Raw genomic sequence first — 17,950 nt, 5'->3', positions numbered from 1 at the left:
TTAACTACTATTTTTTGAAGTATTTGAAAGGTACGAAAAGCATTCCAAAATTCTCACTATCTCCTTTGCCTAAAGATTTATGATGAATTTTGTGGGCACGTCTAACGCCTTTTGCATACCAGTTACTAGCTTTCCTAAACATTTTGAAGCGTTGGTGTATAAAAATGTCATGAACTATAAAATAGGCTAATCCATAAGCCATAATACCTAGTCCAATAGGTAGGCAGTACCATAACATTTCATAGCTCCAAAGATAGAAACAGGACATGCTTACTATGGCATAAAATATAAAAAATGCATCATTGCGTTCAAACCAATTATCATGATCTTTATGGTGATGGTCTTTATGTAAACTCCATAGAAAGCCATGCATGACATACTTGTGAGTAAACCAAGCCATGAATTCCATGGTGCTAAAAACACCTAAAAATAGTAGTATCCAGTATATAGTTTGCATTAGGTTATATTAGGTTTAATTGATATTTAACATAGCTTCTTGTGAGTATCTCAATCTTTTTGTAATTAGGCACTCGAATTCTTGTAGATTTTATTTCTAATGCTGGAGTTTTCTTCAGTTTTTTTAGCAATTGGTTATAATAGCGATATGCCATAAAAACCCCAAATTTTGCTTCTATTGGAAGTCGTTTTATACCTTGGAGACCTAAAGCGAAATCATTTTCTATGTCTGCTATAATCGCTTGCTTAGAGATTTCGTCCAGATGGTTTAAATCTGTATTTGGAAAATAGGTTCTACTTAAATCTTCGAAATCTGCTTTTAAATCTCTCAAGAAATTAACTTTTTGAAATGCAGATCCTAAACTCATGGCAGAGTCTTTTAACGACTCGTACTTTTCGTTATCACCTTTTACAAAGACTTTTAAACACATGAGACCAACAACGTCAGCAGATCCATAAATGTACTGTTTGTACTCTTCGTCTGTTAAATACGTGTTTTTATGTAAATCTGTTCTCATACTTTTCATGAAAGCATCGACTTGTTTTTTATCAATATTGTACTTGTGATACGTTTCTTGAAATGAATTTAATATTGGATTTAAACTTATTTTTTGTTCTAATGCGAGCTCTAAATCATTAGTGAAATTTTTAAAGAGCAAAAGCTTATCATAATCGTGAAAGGTATCTACAATTTCGTCTGCGAACCTTACGAATCCATAGATATTGTAGATGTCTTGACGTATTGAGTCAGACAACATTTTTGTTGCTAACGAAAAAGAAGTGCTGTAAGATTTTGTTACAGTCTTACTACACTCGTGGGAAACAGAATCAAAAATTGACTTCATACTTAGTTACTATGGTGTTTCTTAATGAGCTCAGCTGCTAATTTACCTGAGATTAGAGCAGGAGGAACTCCTGGTCCTGGAACCGTTAGTTGTCCTGTGAAATAGAGATTATTTACTTTTTTACTTTTCAACTTGGGTCTTAAAAATGCAGTTTGGGATAGCGTATTTGCCATACCGTAAGCATTACCTTTATAAGAATTATAATCCTTTATAAAGTCTTTGACACAAAAGGACTCCTTAAATATAATATTATTTTTAATATCTTGATGTGTTAAGTTTTCAAATCTTGATATAATCAAATCAAAATATTGTAATCTTAATTCCTCTGTATCTTCAATTCCTGGAGCTATAGGTATTAAAAAAAATCCTGTCTCACAATTTGCAGGTGCCATAGATTCATCTGTAACGGACGGAAAGTTCATATAAAATAAAGGATCACTCGGCCATTTAGGATTATCATATATTTCTTCTGCATGCGTTTCAAAGCTAGTATCAAAAAATAGATTGTGGTGTAGTATATTTTTTAATTTTTTATCAAAACCTACATAGAATAGGAGTGACGATGGTGCAAATGTCTTTTTATTCCAATAGTCCTCAGAATATTGACGGTACTTTTTGTCTAACAAGGTCTCTGAGTGGTGATAATCTGCTCCACTTAACACAATGTCGCTTTTGTACTCAATACCATTAGAAACAATAGATGTTGCAGTACCATTATCTACATTGATTTTATCAATTGAGTTTTCTGTGAGGATCTTTACACCTAAATCTACTGCTACAGTTTCCATGGCTTTTATGATTTCATACATACCTCCTCTTGGATGCCATGTGCCGAGACCGAAATCGGCAAAATTCATAAAATTATAAAATGACGGTGTTTTGCTAGGTTTTGCTCCTAAAAACAAAACAGGGAATTCTAATGTTGAAATTAGTTTCGAATTTTTGAAGTTCTTTCTGACCTCTCCACTTATCGTTTTGAAAAATTGATCTACTCGCATCGCTGTTTCAGGAGTGACCAATTCAAAAGGAGAAATTCCTGGCTTTAAAACAACTTTATTAATTGCTATATCATAGTTTGTGGCGGCCTTATCGATAAACTTTTTGAGTGCGACAGAACTACCCGGTTCTATGCGGTCAAACTCTTTACCTATTTTTTCTAAAGTATCACCAATTGTGATTATTTCATCTTTAAAGAATATCTGATATGCAGGATCCAGTTTGTCAAGTGCGTAAAAGTCTGAAGTTTTTTTGCCAAAATCAGCAAAAAATTTATCAAAAATATCAGGCATCCAATACCAACTAGGTCCTATATCAAAAGTAAAGCCCTCTTTTTTGAATTGTCGGCATCGACCGCCAATAGTTTCGTTCTTTTCGAAAACGGTTACATCATAACCGTCTTTTGCAAGATAGCAAGATGCTGAAAGGGCCGAAAAGCCAGAACCAATTATAGAAATATGTTTTGTCATTGTTTAACAAAGTTACTAGAAAGTTAAACGAAATTAGCTTTTAACGGCGTTTTTTTATAATTTTTTAACTAAATTCTCAATAGAGTCAAAAGTTGTGATTTGTTTTGGCAGTTTATTTAGGTCTAGTTCCTGTAACATTCTTCCTAAAACCCAAAGTTTAATAGATTTTTTTGTTAGAATTTTTTCAGAAAACTCATTGATATAATCAGCAATATGTTCTTTATCTGGCATTACAGTGAAATAAGATAGAAATGTAATGTCATCGTAGTATTTAAGAAGATCTTTTAAACTTTCAAGAGGAACACTTTGTCCTAAAAATATGGATTTATGACCTTTTGCTATTATTTGATAATTTATAATCATAAGTCCTAATTCGTGGACCTCATTGTCTGGTAGATATAGAACAAATACTTTGTCAGTTTTCTCTTGATTTTGAGATTGAATTATTTCAGTGTTTATAAGTATCTTCTGTCTAATTAAAGAGGTTAGAAAGTGCTCATGTGCAGGCGTAATCGTATCGGTTTGCCAAAGCATACCGATTTCAGAAAGAAGAGGTATAAAATCTTGATAGAACATCTCAAGAAATGATTTCTCTGTTATCAAACTTTCATAAGTATCATAAAAGAGTTTTTGATCAAAATTTAACATTGATAGTTTAAACGTATCAATAGCATGGTTATTTGTATGATCATTTTTGGATACTTCTTTAACTAATTTAGGTATTTCGCTATTTTGAAGCGAAGCAATTTTAGATATTTTGTATCCATTGTTATTTAAATAACTAATATTTAAAAGCTTTTGGAGGTGAGCTAATGTATAATACCTAATATTCGTTTCTGTACGTTCTGGTTCAAGTAAATTATAACGCTTCTCCCAAATCCGTATGGTATGTGCTTTTACACCTGTTAGATTTTCAAGATCTTTAATACTAAAAGTGCTCTTTACGTTGTTCATTGTTTATTTAAAAAAGTTAAACAAAAGTAACACTTTTTTGTAATGCAACTAAATTTTAAGCTTTATTTAATAGTAAAACTATTGAAAATGTTATTTGTGATATTGAACGGTGAGTATTATATAAAAAGTAGTCGCATAAAATGCTCTGATTTCCATAGGACTACTTTCATTTATTGCTGTTAGAAAGCAGGGTAGTTAAAAGTGCGCACGAGAAGACTCGAACTTCCACGGACTAATGTCCACCAACCCCTCAAGCTGGCGCGTCTACCAATTCCGCCACGTGCGCTTTATTTCAATAAAGATAAAAAAAAAGTTAAGCAAATGCTTAACTTTTTTTTATTGTGACCAGTCTGGGGCTCGAACCCAGGACCCTCTCCTTAAAAGGGAGATGCTCTGCCAACTGAGCTAACTGGTCATTAAGTTTCTCTAACGAGGGTGCAAATATAAAACGAATAATTAATTAACCAAACCTATTTTTGGATATTTTTTTGTTTTTTTGTTTAAATATTAATTATGATTTTAATAATCAATTTATAATGACAATATGACGCTTTTTTTAGTTGGGTATATGGGATCGGGTAAGTCTGTAATTGGCAGTAAATTAGCAGATATTTTGAAATATAATTATCTAGATTTAGATGGTTATATTGAAGAAAAAGAGGGTGCAACCATAAAAATAATATTTAAGACGAAGGGTGAAATTTATTTTAGAAAACTTGAAAGTTCCTATCTTAAAGAGTTAATTGGTCTAAATAATACGGTTATTTCTCTAGGAGGGGGTACTCCGTGTTATGGAAATAACCTGAATCTAATTTTAGAGTCTAAAAATTCATTAAGTATTTATTTAAAAGCTTCAATTAAAACGCTGGTAGGAAGATTGTATCAAGAGAGATATAAAAGACCTTTAATAGCTCATCTAGAAGATATAAGTGCACTTAATGAATTTATAGGTAAGCATATATTTGAGCGCGCTCCTTTTTATGAACAATCTAGTCTTAGTATTAAAACTGATGGTTTAGATATAAATGAGGTAGTTGATAATCTCGTTTTAAAATTATTTTAGAAAAGCTTGATGCACTTTACCAGTTAAAATAATTTCAATATGTTCATGTAGTGATGTTGATAAAGAAATTCCTTTGAAATCTGCTTTCACTGGGTATTTCTTGTGATTTCTATTGACTAATACGGCAGTCTTAAATTGTTTTAGAGGCACATCTAGAAAATGTTTTACCCCATATATTAAAGTGCTTCCAGAGTTTAGAACGTCATCAATTAATACGATTGATTTATTGGCGTATGCTTCTTTACTTAAGGAGGTATTTACTTCAATAAGGGGATTCTTTTTATTAATAATAACTTTGCAAATTACTGGTTTTATGTCAGAAATTTTTTCGAGAGTTTGTTTTAATTTTTGCGCAAGAATGAAACCATTATGTTCTATGCCAGCTAGTATAATGACCTTCTCCTCCACATTACATTCATAAATCTGATAAGCAATACGTTTTATTTTATGCTGTATTTCTTGATGATCTAATATAATATTTTTAGTAATGCTCATAGGTGCTTTCGGTTTCTTCAAAGATAAAAAAGAGTTTTCTTAATCGTTGTTTAAAAGTTAGATATCTTCTTCTGGTGTATCGTAAAAATCATCAATATCCCTTCTGTCTTTTTTCGTTGGTCGACCTACTCCTTTTTTTCTATAATACTCTTTGGAGTATTTGAGTAATTCTTTAGCGTCAAACACGTCTTTTGGAGTAACGTCTGTTACGTACAAATTAACTAGCTTGGCACCAACACGACTTTCAGGTAAATCATTGACTTGTAATTGATATTTTACTTGGTCTTTTCTAAATTCAATTTTATCAGTTGCATAAACATCTCTACTAGGCTTAACAACTTGATTATTTATTTTCACATGACCTTTTTTGCATGCATTAGTTGCAATACTTCTTGTTTTGCAATATCTAGTGCACCAAAGATATTTGTCTATTCGCATATTAAAACTGTAAAATTGGCGTTAATTGTATTGTGCAAAAGTATTATATTATTGTATCTTGCGCCTTAAAAATAAGCAATATTGAACAATTCAAATTTATTTGAATTAAAGCAAATTTAATCACTATGAATTCTAAATACATTACAGTCTTAATTGTTTTTTTAATTGCGACATTTTGGGCATGTACTCCAGATGAAACAGAGATCACAATAGTGCCCGCGCGTGATAGAGGAGAGCAGCAGATTATAGACAATGACTCATTGATAGAATATTTACAAACACATTATTATAATAAATCTTTCTTTAGTGATACGTCTGCAAATTATTCTAAAGATGATATTATAATATCGGAAGAATCAACGGATGGTGAAGGGAATCCCTATGAATTATTATTTAATGATGTTATTATGTACTCCTCTTCATTTTTAAGCCAAGATTATGACTACTATGTCCTTGATTTGAATCCCGGAACAGGAGGTCCTCAGCCAAATTTTACTGACAATGTAAGTATAAGTTACACAGGTTTTTTACAAGATGACGATATTTTTGATAGTACTGTAAATCCAACGACTTTAGATTTAATAGGTGTGATTCCTGGTTGGAGAGACGTGTTGCAAGATGTGAAAACTGCTGAGAGTGGGCCATTTGAAAACGCTGATGGAACTTTTAGCTATGATAACTATGGACTTGGTGTTATGTTTTTACCGTCTGGTTTAGCGTATTTTAACACGCCTCCATTTGGAATTCCAGTTTACTCAAATTTAATATTTAAGTTTGAATTATACGCTTCGGAAGTAAATGATCATGATAATGACGGCGTTTTTAGTCATTTAGAAGATATTAATGGGAATGAAAATATAACTGATGACGATAGTGATGGTGATTTAGTACCGAATTTCTTTGATGTAGATGATGATGGCGATGGGGTATTAACCAGAAATGAAGATATAGATAATGATGGTGATCCAACTAACGATGATTCTGATATGGATGGAATTCCTAATTATTTAGATGTAGATTCTACTGAATCTAATCAAACAGATAGTTAAAAAGAAAGTTTATTTTCTTAGGATGATAGAATAAAAAAGACGCTGGAAGCGTCTTTTTTTTGTTTTTTACTCTTTCCGAATTAAATTATAAGGCAATAGACAAACTCAAAATTAATTGATCTGGTCTTGTGTCAATTCTACTTATTGCACCTTCACCAATGTTGTTATCAATAAAAGTAGCTTCGTTTTCGCTAAAACCTCTTTCGTACCTTAAGTCAATGCCAATTTTATTAAAGCTTAATCCGATACCAAAGTTTAATCCAACCGAGAATTCATCTTCTACATTTTCTATATTAATTCCGTTGAATTCGGTATCAAGAATATATTGAAATGAAGGTCCAGCAAACACGCTAATTGGCCCAATAATAGTTATACCAACAAGTATAGGCGCATCAATTTTTTTTATTGAAAACTCACTACTATCGTATTCGCTTTTTGTAGCTGTATATATGAGTTCTGGTCTTAGGTACAAATCGTCACCAAATTTTCCGAAAACACCAAGATGATATCCGATATTTCGATCAGGATTTTTAGAATTGTCACTGATAGATTCAAAGTAATCACCATTGGAACTGTAGTTTAATCCTCCTTTAAGTCCAAATGCACTCCCTTCTTGGGCATTGACATTCAAACAAAATAACGTTAGTAAAAACGTACTCATAATTAAGTTTTGCATAATATTCTTTTTTTGTGATTTGGATTTATAACATCATAAACGTTGCCAAAACAGAATTATTTCTTTTTTGTCTTAAAATAATAGGATACTACAATGTGTTTAACACAAAAAATCTAGCTGATAAAAGCTAGATTTTTGAACTGATATTTTATAAAAGGTTTATTTTCTTTTTATAACCTTTTCGGAGGCATTTATAATAGCATTTGCATTCAATCCGTATTTTTCCATTAATTGAGCTGGAGTTCCAGACTCTCCAAAGGTGTCTTGGGTAGCAACAAACTCTTGAGGTGCAGGTCGGTGTAGGGATAATACTCTTGCAACACTTTCTCCTAAACCACCTAAAATATTATGTTCTTCAGCAGTAACAATACATCCTGTTTTTATCACAGAGTCTATAATAGTTTTGTCATCCAGAGGTTTGATGGTATGAATATTAATGACTTCTGCAGAAATACCTTTTTCATTTAGCGATTTAGCAGCTTCAAGTGCTTCCCAAACCAGATGACCAGTAGCAACGATAGTAACATCAGTACCTTCAGTTAATTTTAGTGCTTTACCAATTTCAAATGTTTGATCTACTGGAGTAAAGTTAGCTACTTTTGGTCTTCCAAAACGCAAATAAACAGGTCCTTGATGTTTTGCTATGGCAATAGTAGCCGCTTTAGTTTGATTATAATCACAGGTATTAATTACAGTCATTCCAGGTAACATCTTCATCAAACCAATATCTTCGAGGATTTGGTGCGTTGCTCCATCTTCTCCAAGTGTTAATCCTGCATGAGATGCACAGATTTTTACATTTTTATCAGAGTATGCAATACTTTGTCTAATTTGATCATAAACACGACCTGTAGAAAAATTAGCAAATGTACCTGTAAATGGAATCTTACCACCAATGGTCATACCTGCTGCAAGACCAATCATATTGGCTTCTGCAATTCCTACTTGAAAAAAACGTTCTGGATGGTTTGCCTTAAACTCATCCATTTTAAGGGAGCCAATCAAATCTGCACAAAGTGCAACTACACTCTCATTAGTTTTTCCTAATTCTGTTAATCCTGCTCCAAATCCTGAGCGAGTATCTTTATTTCCTTGATTTTCGTATGTTTTCATCTTTTATCTCTTAATTTGAAGGATTAATAATCGCCTAAGGTTTCAGGATTCTGTGCTAAACCATGAGCTAACTGCTCGTCATTAGGTGCTTTACCATGCCAAGCATGCGTGTGCATCATAAAATCTACACCGTTGCCCATTACTGTGTGCAGTAAAACACAAACGGGTTTACCTTGTCCCGTAAGTGATTTAGCTTTCGCCATTCCTTCTAAAACAGCATCAATATCGTTTCCATTTTCAATATCTAAAACAGTCCAACCAAAAGCTTCAAACTTTCCTCTTATACTACCCATAGGTAAAACATCGTCTGTAGAGCCATCAATTTGTTGTCCATTTAAATCAATAGTAGAAATTATATTATCCATATTATTTGCCGCAGCATACATAATGCCTTCCCAGTTTTGACCTTCTTGTAATTCACCATCACCGTGTAAGCTGTAAACTAAATGAGTGTCTCCGTTTAATTTTTTTGTTTGGGCAGCACCTAAAGCAACACTAAAACCTTGACCTAATGATCCAGAGGCAATACGAATTCCTGGCAAACCTTCATGAGTTGTTGGGTGACCTTGAAGTCTTGAGTTAATTAGTCTAAAAGTATTTAGTTCATCAACAAGGAAATATCCTGATCTGGCCAAAACACTATAAAATACTGGTGAGATATGACCGTTTGATAGAAAGAAAAGGTCTTCATCTTTCCCATCCATATCAAAAGTATCTTTTCTATCCATGATGTCCTGATAGAGTGCTACAAAGAATTCGGCACATCCTAATGAACCTCCTGGATGACCAGAATTTACCTTGTGAACCATTCGTAGAATATCTCTACGAACTTGGGTTGTTAAGTCTTGTAATTGTTGTGTGTTTGGCATATAAAGAGTGTGAATATTTAAGCCTCAAAAATAAAGTTTTCGTAAGGCTAATCAAAAATAGAGGCGATGCACTTATTAACGATTTTAGTCAGTTGCTAACAATTTTTATTCAAATGGAATATGAAAACTAGTTTTTAAGTTTCCGAAGACATAATTTTATTAAATGTTTAAGACCATAATACGTCTAGATAATTATCTTTGCTCACTTACGAATACGTTTTATGAAATTTGAATTAAAAGCAAGTGATCCTCAAAGTAAGGCCAGAGCTGGTTTAATAACAACAGATCATGGTCAAATTGAGACTCCTATATTTATGCCTGTTGGCACCGTTGCCTCTGTAAAAGGGGTGCATCAACGCGAACTTAAGAATGATATCAATCCAGATGTTATTTTAGCTAATACCTATCACTTATTTTTAAGACCTCAAACGCCTATTTTAGAAAAAGCAGGAGGTTTGCACAAGTTTATGAATTGGGATAGAAATATCTTAACCGATTCTGGAGGTTATCAAGTGTATTCCCTATCTGATAACCGAAAGATAAAAGAAGAAGGCGTAAAGTTTAAATCTCATATTGATGGCAGTTACCATGTCTTTACTCCAGAGAATGTGATGGAAGTTCAGCGTAGTATTGGTGCTGATATCATTATGGCATTTGATGAATGTACACCTTATCCATGCGATTATAATTATGCGAAACGTTCAATGCATATGACGCATCGTTGGTTAGAGCGTTGTTTAACACATTTGGATAAAACACCTTTTAAATATGGTTACGAACAAACATTTTTTCCAATAGTTCAAGGAAGTTGTTATAAAGATTTACGTCAACAATCAGCAGAGTATATTGCCAATGCAGGAGCCCAAGGAAATGCCATTGGAGGCTTATCTGTTGGAGAACCAGCAGAAGAAATGTATGCCATGACAGATGTTGTTTGTGAGATTCTGCCTTGGGACAAACCACGTTACTTAATGGGAGTAGGTACACCTATAAATATTTTAGAGAATATTGCTTTGGGTGTGGATATGTTTGATTGTGTGATGCCAACGCGTAATGCAAGAAACGGGATGTTATTTACTGCTCATGGTTCTATAAATATTAAAAACTTAAAATGGGCAGATGATTTTTCTCCTGTTGATGAGATGGGAATTACTTTTGTTGATACAGAATATAGCAAAGCATACCTTAGACATCTATTTACAGTGAATGAATTACTGGGTAAGCAAATTGCTACAATTCACAACCTCGGATTTTATTTATGGTTAACTCGAGAAGCTAGAAAGCATATAATAGCTGGAGATTTTAGAGCATGGAAAGATAAAATGGTGAAACAAATGGATAAAAGATTATAGGTGAAAATTCTCGATTGGTACATATTAAAACGCTATCTGCTTACATTTTTAATGATGTTGTTATTGTTTATTCCTATTGGGATTACAATAAACCTCGCTGAGAAAATTGGTAAGATTTTAGAACGTAATGTTCCTTTTGGAGCAGTCGCTCAGTACTATTTAGATTTTACGATTTATTTTGCAAATTTATTATATCCAATATTTTTATTTATCTCAGTAATTTGGTTTACATCTAAGCTTGCAAATAATACAGAAATCGTAGCTTTTTTAAGCTCGGGAGTTTCATTTTGGAGGTTTTTAAGACCTTATATGATTGGCGCTACTATTATCGCGAGTCTTGCCTTAGTTATGGGCTTATATCTCGCTCCAGAAGCTAGCAAGGGGTTTAATGAGTTTAAGTATAAATATTTAAAAAATAGCTCTAACGTTACTAAAACTACGAATATTTACCGGCAAATTAATGATAATGATTACATTTATGTAAGTAATTTTAACCCAGTAACAAAACGAGGGACTAATTTTACGCTAGAGCATTTTGTAGGTAATAAACTGACATACAAAATCACCGCAAATTCTATCATTGATAATGATTCGACATACCGACTTATCAATTATACAAAAAGAACGTTTGGTCCAGAAAATGACCTTATTGAAAACTCAAGTAGAAAGGATATTGAGTTTGATTTCGATACAGATGATTTAACACCAGAAGAATATATTGCAGAAACACTCCAATACGGTGATTTGATAAAATTTATTGAAAAGGAAAAACGAAGGGGCTCGTCTAACATTGGTCGCTATGAGGTTGTAAAATATAAAAAATGGAGTTTACCAGTATCTGTATTTGTTTTAACCATCATCGCTGTTTCTGTATCCTCTATTAAACGTAGAGGTGGTATGGGAATTAATCTAGCATTCGGGATTACAATTGCTATGGTTTTCGTGTTTTTTGATAAAGTGTTTGGCGTCATGGCAGCACAATCTAGCTTTTCACCAATAGTAGCCGTATGGTTACCAAATATTGTTTTTGGCATCTTAGCCGCTTATCTGTTATACAATGCCAAACGATAAATTTAAAAATTATCTCCATCTACATTTTCTAGTTTTCATAGCTGGTTTTACAGCTATTTTAGGAGAGCTAATCTCCATTGGTTCCACCGCTTTGGTATGGTATCGAATGCTCATTGCAGGTGTTTTGATGTTTGCGTATATCAAAATTATTAAGCTCAAAATACAAGTATCAACAAAAACAAAACTTAAATTTTTTGGAGCAGGAATTATAATCGCATTACATTGGATTACATTTTTTGAAGCCATAAATCAATCCAATATTTCTATAACTTTAGCGATGTTCTCCACAGGCGCTTTTTTTGCTTCTTTTATAGAACCTTTGATTTACAAACGAAAAATTATCTGGTATGAAATTCTCTTCGGAATGATTGTCATAATCGGTGTTTTTCTAATTACACAAAGTGAGATCAAATACCTAAATGGGATTTTATTAGGGATTTTATCAGCATTGTTCTCTACGTTATTTGCAGTTATAAACGGAAAGTTTATCGCAGAACATCGTGCTACGGTCATCTCATTTTACGAATTTATTAGTGGTGTTGTGTTTTTATCATTATTTATACTCGTATTTCAAGGTGGTTTTTCTACAGATTTTTTCATATTAAAAACATCAGATTGGATTTATATTTCAATCCTTGCCTCTATTTGTACGGCTTATGCGTTTATTGGTTCTGTAAACGTGATGCGACATTTAAGTCCATATACTGTGATTTTAACCTATAACCTTGAACCTCTATATGGTATAGCATTGGCATTGTTATTATTTCCTGAAACTGAAATAATGAGTACACAGTTTTACTATGGTGCCTTTTTAGTTTTGGCTACCGTTTTAGCAGATGGTATTTTAAAAAACTATAAGCGCCATATAAAGCGAAGTGGGTTAACGAGTAAAGCTGATACCCATCAGTAAATAACTGATTTCATCAGAATAAAACGCCTTGTTTATCTTTCTATATCTTAATAAAAGGAATCGGTAACTAGCGCCATGAATATATTTTCTTATCCATATAAAGACAAAAACATCATTTTCTTTTCAAGCGTATTCAATCTTTAACTGATAGAAAGTTTTTATATTTGCAGCAACTAACTAATGACTAATTATAACTAATCAAAATTTCTATGGAATATTTAGATTTTGAACTACCCATAAAAGAACTTCAAGACCAATTAGAAAAATGTCAAGTAATAGGCGAGGAGAGTGAAGTAGATGTCACACAAACTTGTAAGAAAATTGAGAAAAAGTTACTTGAAACTAAAAAAGAGATATACAAAAATTTGAGTGCGTGGCAGCGTGTTCAACTCTCAAGACATCCAGATAGACCTTATACTTTAGATCATATTAAAGCACTATGTGGCGATTCTTTTTTAGAATTACACGGTGATCGTAATGTTAAAGATGACAAAGCGATGATTGGTGGTTTAGGTAAAATTGGGGATCAAACGTATATGTTTATTGGTCAACAAAAAGGGTATAACACTAAGACACGTCAGTACAGAAATTTTGGAATGTCAAATCCAGAAGGTTATCGTAAGGCTTTGCGTTTAATGAAATCTGCAGAGAAATTTGGAATTCCCGTAGTGACATTGATTGATACTCCTGGTGCTTATCCAGGATTGGAAGCCGAAGAACGCGGACAAGGAGAAGCAATTGCTAGAAATATCCTAGAGATGACTCGCCTTAAAGTACCTATTATTACAATTATAATTGGAGAAGGTGCATCAGGTGGAGCTTTAGGGATAGGAGTAGGGAACAAAGTGCTAATGTTAGAAAATACATGGTATTCTGTTATTTCACCCGAATCTTGTTCATCTATTTTATGGAGAAGCTGGGAATATAAAGAGCAAGCAGCTGAGGCTCTCAAATTAACCTCTCCAGACATGAAACGTCTTAAATTAATTGATGGTATTATTAAAGAACCTTTAGGAGGTGCACATACAGATAGAAAAGCAACATTTTTAGCAGTTAAAAATGCTATAGAGAAAAATTACGAAGAGCTTAAAAACTTATCACCAAAAGATTTGGTGAATCAACGTATGGAAAAATACTTAAACATGGGAGTTTTTAAAGGCTAAACCTTATAAAATATAGGCTTAAAAAAACTGAAACTTATCGTTTCGGTTTTTTTTATCGCTATTAACAATATATTTAAGTTATTAACAGTTAAATTGTTGATGACCTGTTAAGATTGAGAATTTTTGAAATCCAATATTAGAATACATTTTATTTACATTCGCAGCTATGAAACAACCCAACCAACTACAAGGCTATCCAATAGATAAAAGCACAATTATAAGCTTAGAGAAAGGTAAAATACCGCCTCAAGCACTTGATTTAGAGGAAGTTGTGCTTGGAGCTATGATGATTGATAAAAAGGGTGTTGATGAGGTTATTGATATTTTAAGTACTGAGGCTTTCTATAAAGACGCCCATAAACATATCTTTGAAGCTATTTTCAAATTATTTGAAAACAGTGAGCCTATTGACTTATTAACCGTTTCTAGTCAATTAAAGAAAGATGCAAAATTAGATCTTGCTGGAGGTGACTTTTATTTGATTTCTTTAACGCAACGCGTATCATCTTCTGCGCATATTGAGTTTCATGCGCGTATTATTCTACAAAAGTATATTCAAAGAAGTTTAATTAAAATTTCTAACGAAATTATAGAAGAGGCTTATGACGAAACTAAAGATGTTTTTGATTTATTAGATACAGCAGAAGCTAAGCTTTATGAAGTTACCCAAGGTAACGTTAAGAAATCTACGGAGTCTGCTCAAAGTTTGGTGATTCAAGCAAAAAAGAAAATTGAAGAAATATCCAATAAAGAGGGGATGAGTGGTATTCCAACAGGATTTACCAAATTAGATAGATTGACTTCAGGTTGGCAGCCAAGTGATTTGATTATTATCGCAGCACGTCCAGGTATGGGGAAAACAGCATTTACGTTAACCATGGCAAGAAACGTTGCCGTAGATAGTAATATTCCTGTAGCATTTTTCTCTCTGGAAATGTCATCTGTACAGTTAATAACACGTTTGATTTCTTCGGAAACGAACCTGTCTTCAGAAAAGTTAAGAACCGGAAAATTAGAAAAGCACGAGTGGGAACAACTCAATGTGAAAGTGAAAACCCTCGAAAAAGCACCTTTGTTTATTGATGATACACCTTCGTTGTCCATTTTCGATTTGCGTGCAAAAGCAAGGCGTTTAGCCTCTCAATACGGAATTAAAATGATCATGATTGATTACCTGCAGTTAATGACAGCAGGTGGAAGTCAAAAAGGAGGAAACCGTGAACAAGAGATCTCAACAATTTCAAGAAATTTAAAAGCACTAGCTAAAGAATTAGCAATCCCAGTAATTGCATTATCACAATTGTCTCGTGCTGTGGAAACGCGTGGAGGAAGCAAGCGTCCGTTATTATCAGATTTACGTGAATCTGGAGCCATCGAGCAAGATGCAGATATCGTGTCCTTTATCTACAGACCAGAATACTACAAAATTGACGAATGGGATGATGACGAGCGCTCACCAACCGAAGGTCAAGGAGAATTCATCGTTGCCAAACACAGAAACGGTGGATTGGATAGTATTAGATTAAAGTTTATCGGTCATTTAGGTAAGTTTGATAATCTAGATGATTTTGATACACCTTTTGGAGAATTCCATTCAAAAATGAATGCAGCTGCGAATGATGATACGTTTAGTCCAGATAAATTTCCGTCTGCTAATGATGCTTTTGGTGGTCCAGAGGAGGATGAGGATAATGATGTGCCTTTTTAGATTTTACATCCTTTTACTATAAATTAATATAAATAAAAAAGTACTTATTTAAGTACTTTTTTATTTATATTTGTTTTATGGAAACAGTAAACTATTCAGAATTTCGATCAAATCTCAAACATTGGTTTGATAGAGTCGTAGATAATGTGAGTGACTTAGTCATCAAGCGAAAAGGTGGCAAAGACTTAGTCTTAATTTCATTAGATGAGTACAATTCTCTCAAGGAAACTACCTACTTATTGTCTGGAAAAAACAGAGATATTTTATTACAATCTATTAGTGAGTTGGAAGCTGGCAAAGGGTTTGAAAAAGATCTATTAGACTAATGCGCTTAATTTGGTCAAAAACATCGTGGGATGATTATTTGTATTGGCAGAAAGTCGATAGAAAAATTATGAAGCGAATCAATGAACTTATTAAAAGTTGTATACGAACACCATTTGAGGGCATCGGAAAACCCGAAGCATTAAAAGGAGATTTACAAGGCTATTGGTCGAGACGTATTACTTCGGAACATCGTTTAGTTTATAAATATGAAGATGAAAGTGTATTGATTGCTGCATGTAGGTATCATTATGGGAAGTGAGCTGATTATTTCAAAGTAAAATAGGTGCTTTGTCATATTTCCACTTTTTCACTTCTTTTTCTAAATCTTCAACAGTTGTATACTCTCCATGAGTTATTGATGCGTCTGCTTCTTTAACTCTATTGACATATTCTTCTTTGGTAAGTGAATCTCCATTAACAGTATATGCAACAATTTCAGAATCATTTTCTTCTTTTTGCTTTTCTGCAAAGTCAATTATAGCCTTTAGATGATTGACGTTATCAGTATTTATAAGTTGTAGTATTTTATTTTTTAATGCTGTAGCTCCCATAATTATTTAGATTAGAACGTAGTCAAAGATAGGTGACAATATAATTTGTTTTCTATTTAACATCAATAAGTTATGTATAAAATTTACTTCAAATTTGTTTGACAACTAAAATTTCCCTCAACTTTATTATTATTCTCAAAATAATGCTAGATTTACTCATAATTTCTTCCCTAAAGGAATTTCTAATTAATTTGTTGACTACACAAAAATAATTTTAACCGTCTATTTATAGACTAAATTAATGTGCAAATTATTATAAAAAAAACCTCCTACAACGTCTTACTTATTGATGACCATCCATCTATTATTGAAGCCTTTCAAAACGTTTTGAAACATATTGAGAAGCAAAATGAAAACTTAACGTTTAATATTGTGAGCGCAAATGATTGCCAAAGCGCATTTTTTAAAATTAATACCAAGATTCTAAATCAAAACCTAGATTTGGTGATGCTAGATATTAGCTTACCAGCAGCACCAGAACTAAAAATTAACTCTGGTGAAGATTTAGGTATTCTTTTGCGACAGCAATTGCCAAAAACAAAAATACTAGTGTGTACTTTTTATGATGACACTTATAGATTATCCCAAATACAGAAACTTATAAATCCAGAAGGTTTTATCTGTAAAAATGATTTAGGCTTTATGGGTTTTGTTAAGGCGTTTGAAAGTTTACTCTCCAATAATAATATGTATAGCCAAAGCGTTATTAATGCTTTAAGACAAAAATCCCAACTTAGAATAGTTTTAGATGATTATGATATATTAATACTTAAAGAGTTAGCAAATGGTTCAAAAATGAAAGATCTTTTAGAGTTAGTACCACTTTCTAAATCTGCGATAGATAAAAGAATACGAACTTTAAAACGAAATTTTAATATTGAAAGTAATAGTAATAGAGATTTAGTATTGGCAGTTAGGGCAAAAGGATTTATTTAGTTTTCTGCTTTTGCTTACTTTAAGTAAACCTTTTTGTGATTTTATTTGAATGGTAAGGTCTATCTTTAAAATGTTAATCAAGAAAGAGTTGAGTGCACGCAACAACATCTATGATTAAAATTTTTTTTATTAATTAAAATCATATAAATTATAAAATTCTAAGTTCAAGTTATAAGTGCAACACGAATATTTAAAATAGATGGGGCTAGCCCCATCTATTTTAGGCTCAATATTTATATTCGTTTTGAATGAAACATTATAAACAATTGACCTTGTCACAAAGGTATCAAATCTCTGCATTATTAGAGACAGGAATTACTATTACACAAATAGCAATAATTATTGGTGTCAATAAAAGTACAGTATCAAGAGAGTTAAAAAGAAACACGCCAAGTAGAGGAAGTACAGCTGGTAGTTATATTCCAGAACACGCTCAACAGAAGGCAATTAATAGACATTGTTTGAAACCCAAGCCTATAATCTTAACTGATGAGCTTAAAAAACGAAT

At 32.6% G+C, this 17,950-nt stretch carries 21 protein-coding genes and 2 tRNA genes; 11 read left to right on the top strand and 12 right to left on the bottom strand.

Annotated features, from left to right (window positions below; all coding sequences use genetic code 11):
• Window positions 1-7 precede the first annotated feature (7 nt).
• From H593_RS0108165 to H593_RS0108140, 6 genes are all read right to left on the bottom strand, one after another.
• Complete coding sequence (locus H593_RS0108165) at window positions 8-457, bottom strand: sterol desaturase family protein (protein ID WP_028872006.1); 450 nt, start codon at window positions 455-457, stop codon at window positions 8-10.
• A gap of 4 nt (window positions 458-461) precedes the next feature.
• Complete coding sequence (locus H593_RS0108160; protein WP_028872005.1) at window positions 462-1,301, bottom strand: phytoene/squalene synthase family protein; 840 nt, start codon at window positions 1,299-1,301, stop codon at window positions 462-464.
• Window positions 1,302-1,303: 2 nt separating this feature from the next.
• Window positions 1,304-2,767: a phytoene desaturase family protein gene (locus H593_RS0108155; RefSeq protein WP_028872004.1), complete on the bottom strand. Its 1,464-nt coding sequence runs from the start codon at window positions 2,765-2,767 to the stop codon at window positions 1,304-1,306.
• 54 nt (window positions 2,768-2,821) lie between these two features.
• Window positions 2,822-3,721 (bottom strand): MerR family transcriptional regulator, encoded by a 900-nt coding sequence (locus H593_RS0108150; RefSeq protein ID WP_028872003.1) that lies wholly within the window; start codon window positions 3,719-3,721, stop codon window positions 2,822-2,824.
• Between the two features lie 202 nt (window positions 3,722-3,923).
• Window positions 3,924-4,007 (bottom strand) — tRNA-Leu (locus H593_RS0108145).
• Window positions 4,008-4,063: 56 nt separating this feature from the next.
• Window positions 4,064-4,136: transfer RNA gene (locus H593_RS0108140), tRNA-Lys, on the bottom strand.
• Window positions 4,137-4,265: 129 nt separating this feature from the next.
• On the opposite strand from H593_RS0108140, the gene H593_RS0108135 reads away from it, so the two are divergent.
• Window positions 4,266-4,784, top strand: a complete 519-nt coding sequence (locus H593_RS0108135; protein ID WP_028872002.1) for a shikimate kinase — start codon at window positions 4,266-4,268, stop codon at window positions 4,782-4,784.
• Here the strand turns inward: H593_RS0108135 and H593_RS0108130 are convergent.
• Both H593_RS0108130 and H593_RS0108125 read right to left on the bottom strand, forming a co-directional pair.
• Window positions 4,776-5,279, bottom strand: coding sequence for a phosphoribosyltransferase family protein (locus H593_RS0108130; protein ID WP_028872001.1), 504 nt, complete (start codon window positions 5,277-5,279; stop codon window positions 4,776-4,778). The genes H593_RS0108135 and H593_RS0108130 overlap by 9 nt on opposite strands.
• Before the next feature lie 57 nt (window positions 5,280-5,336).
• Window positions 5,337-5,717 carry an RNA-binding S4 domain-containing protein gene (locus H593_RS0108125; protein ID WP_028872000.1) on the bottom strand — a complete coding sequence of 127 codons (381 nt, stop codon included), beginning with the start codon at window positions 5,715-5,717 and terminating at the stop codon, window positions 5,337-5,339.
• A 125-nt stretch (window positions 5,718-5,842) separates the two neighbouring features.
• Here H593_RS0108125 and H593_RS19970 point away from each other — a divergent pair, with 125 nt between their 5' ends.
• Window positions 5,843-6,766, top strand: a complete 924-nt coding sequence (locus H593_RS19970; protein ID WP_051229665.1) for an FKBP-type peptidyl-prolyl cis-trans isomerase — start codon at window positions 5,843-5,845, stop codon at window positions 6,764-6,766.
• Window positions 6,767-6,851: 85 nt separating this feature from the next.
• Here the strand turns inward: H593_RS19970 and H593_RS0108115 are convergent, their stop codons facing one another.
• From H593_RS0108115 to H593_RS0108105, 3 genes are all read right to left on the bottom strand, one after another.
• Window positions 6,852-7,442, bottom strand: coding sequence for an outer membrane beta-barrel protein (locus tag H593_RS0108115; RefSeq protein WP_028871999.1), 591 nt, complete (start codon window positions 7,440-7,442; stop codon window positions 6,852-6,854).
• 159 nt (window positions 7,443-7,601) lie between these two features.
• A complete protein-coding gene (locus H593_RS0108110; RefSeq protein WP_028871998.1) occupies window positions 7,602-8,555 on the bottom strand; it encodes a transketolase family protein in 954 nt (317 codons plus the stop codon).
• Window positions 8,556-8,578: 23 nt separating this feature from the next.
• Window positions 8,579-9,424, bottom strand: coding sequence for a transketolase (locus tag H593_RS0108105; RefSeq protein ID WP_028871997.1), 846 nt, complete (start codon window positions 9,422-9,424; stop codon window positions 8,579-8,581).
• A gap of 221 nt (window positions 9,425-9,645) precedes the next feature.
• On the opposite strand from H593_RS0108105, the gene tgt reads away from it, so the two are divergent.
• The 7 genes from tgt to H593_RS0108070 all read left to right on the top strand — a co-directional run bounded on the left by tgt (window position 9,646) and on the right by H593_RS0108070 (window position 16,214).
• Window positions 9,646-10,776 (top strand): tRNA guanosine(34) transglycosylase Tgt, encoded by a 1,131-nt coding sequence (tgt, locus tag H593_RS0108100; protein WP_028871996.1) that lies wholly within the window; start codon window positions 9,646-9,648, stop codon window positions 10,774-10,776.
• On the top strand, window positions 10,777-11,847 hold the full coding sequence (locus H593_RS0108095) for an LptF/LptG family permease (RefSeq protein WP_084142290.1): 1,071 nt from the start codon (window positions 10,777-10,779) through the stop codon (window positions 11,845-11,847). It abuts the gene before it with no gap.
• Window positions 11,834-12,757, top strand: coding sequence for a DMT family transporter (locus tag H593_RS0108090; protein ID WP_028871994.1), 924 nt, complete (start codon window positions 11,834-11,836; stop codon window positions 12,755-12,757). Before H593_RS0108095 ends, H593_RS0108090 begins: the two co-directional genes overlap by 14 nt.
• A 209-nt stretch (window positions 12,758-12,966) precedes the next feature.
• Entirely contained in the window at window positions 12,967-13,920 is a 954-nt protein-coding gene (locus tag H593_RS0108085) for an acetyl-CoA carboxylase carboxyltransferase subunit alpha (protein WP_028871993.1), read from the top strand.
• A gap of 166 nt (window positions 13,921-14,086) precedes the next feature.
• Window positions 14,087-15,628, top strand: coding sequence for a replicative DNA helicase (gene dnaB / locus H593_RS0108080; RefSeq protein WP_028871992.1), 1,542 nt, complete (start codon window positions 14,087-14,089; stop codon window positions 15,626-15,628).
• A 77-nt stretch (window positions 15,629-15,705) separates the two neighbouring features.
• Window positions 15,706-15,954: a type II toxin-antitoxin system Phd/YefM family antitoxin gene (locus H593_RS0108075; protein WP_028871991.1), complete on the top strand. Its 249-nt coding sequence runs from the start codon at window positions 15,706-15,708 to the stop codon at window positions 15,952-15,954.
• Window positions 15,954-16,214, top strand: a complete 261-nt coding sequence (locus H593_RS0108070; protein WP_028871990.1) for a Txe/YoeB family addiction module toxin — start codon at window positions 15,954-15,956, stop codon at window positions 16,212-16,214. The genes H593_RS0108075 and H593_RS0108070 overlap by 1 nt, the downstream gene beginning before the upstream one ends.
• A gap of 10 nt (window positions 16,215-16,224) precedes the next feature.
• Here the strand turns inward: H593_RS0108070 and H593_RS0108065 are convergent, their stop codons facing one another.
• A complete protein-coding gene (locus H593_RS0108065) occupies window positions 16,225-16,506 on the bottom strand; it encodes a hypothetical protein (protein WP_028871989.1) in 282 nt (93 codons plus the stop codon).
• A 243-nt stretch (window positions 16,507-16,749) separates the two neighbouring features.
• On the opposite strand from H593_RS0108065, the gene H593_RS0108060 reads away from it, so the two are divergent.
• Both H593_RS0108060 and H593_RS18715 read left to right on the top strand, forming a co-directional pair.
• Window positions 16,750-17,442 carry a helix-turn-helix domain-containing protein gene (locus H593_RS0108060; RefSeq protein ID WP_051229664.1) on the top strand — a complete coding sequence of 231 codons (693 nt, stop codon included), beginning with the start codon at window positions 16,750-16,752 and terminating at the stop codon, window positions 17,440-17,442.
• A gap of 248 nt (window positions 17,443-17,690) precedes the next feature.
• Window positions 17,691-17,950, top strand: a 260-nt coding sequence (locus tag H593_RS18715) for a helix-turn-helix domain-containing protein (RefSeq protein WP_037051525.1), incomplete at its 3' end; no start/stop codon positions are given.

Origin of the sequence: Psychroserpens burtonensis DSM 12212, assembly GCF_000425305.1 — a bacterium.
In the GTDB taxonomy this organism is placed as follows: Bacteria; Bacteroidota; Bacteroidia; order Flavobacteriales; family Flavobacteriaceae; genus Psychroserpens; species Psychroserpens burtonensis.
Note: the sequence above shows the minus strand (reverse complement) of the source record. Positions and strands in the feature narration are given on the sequence as shown.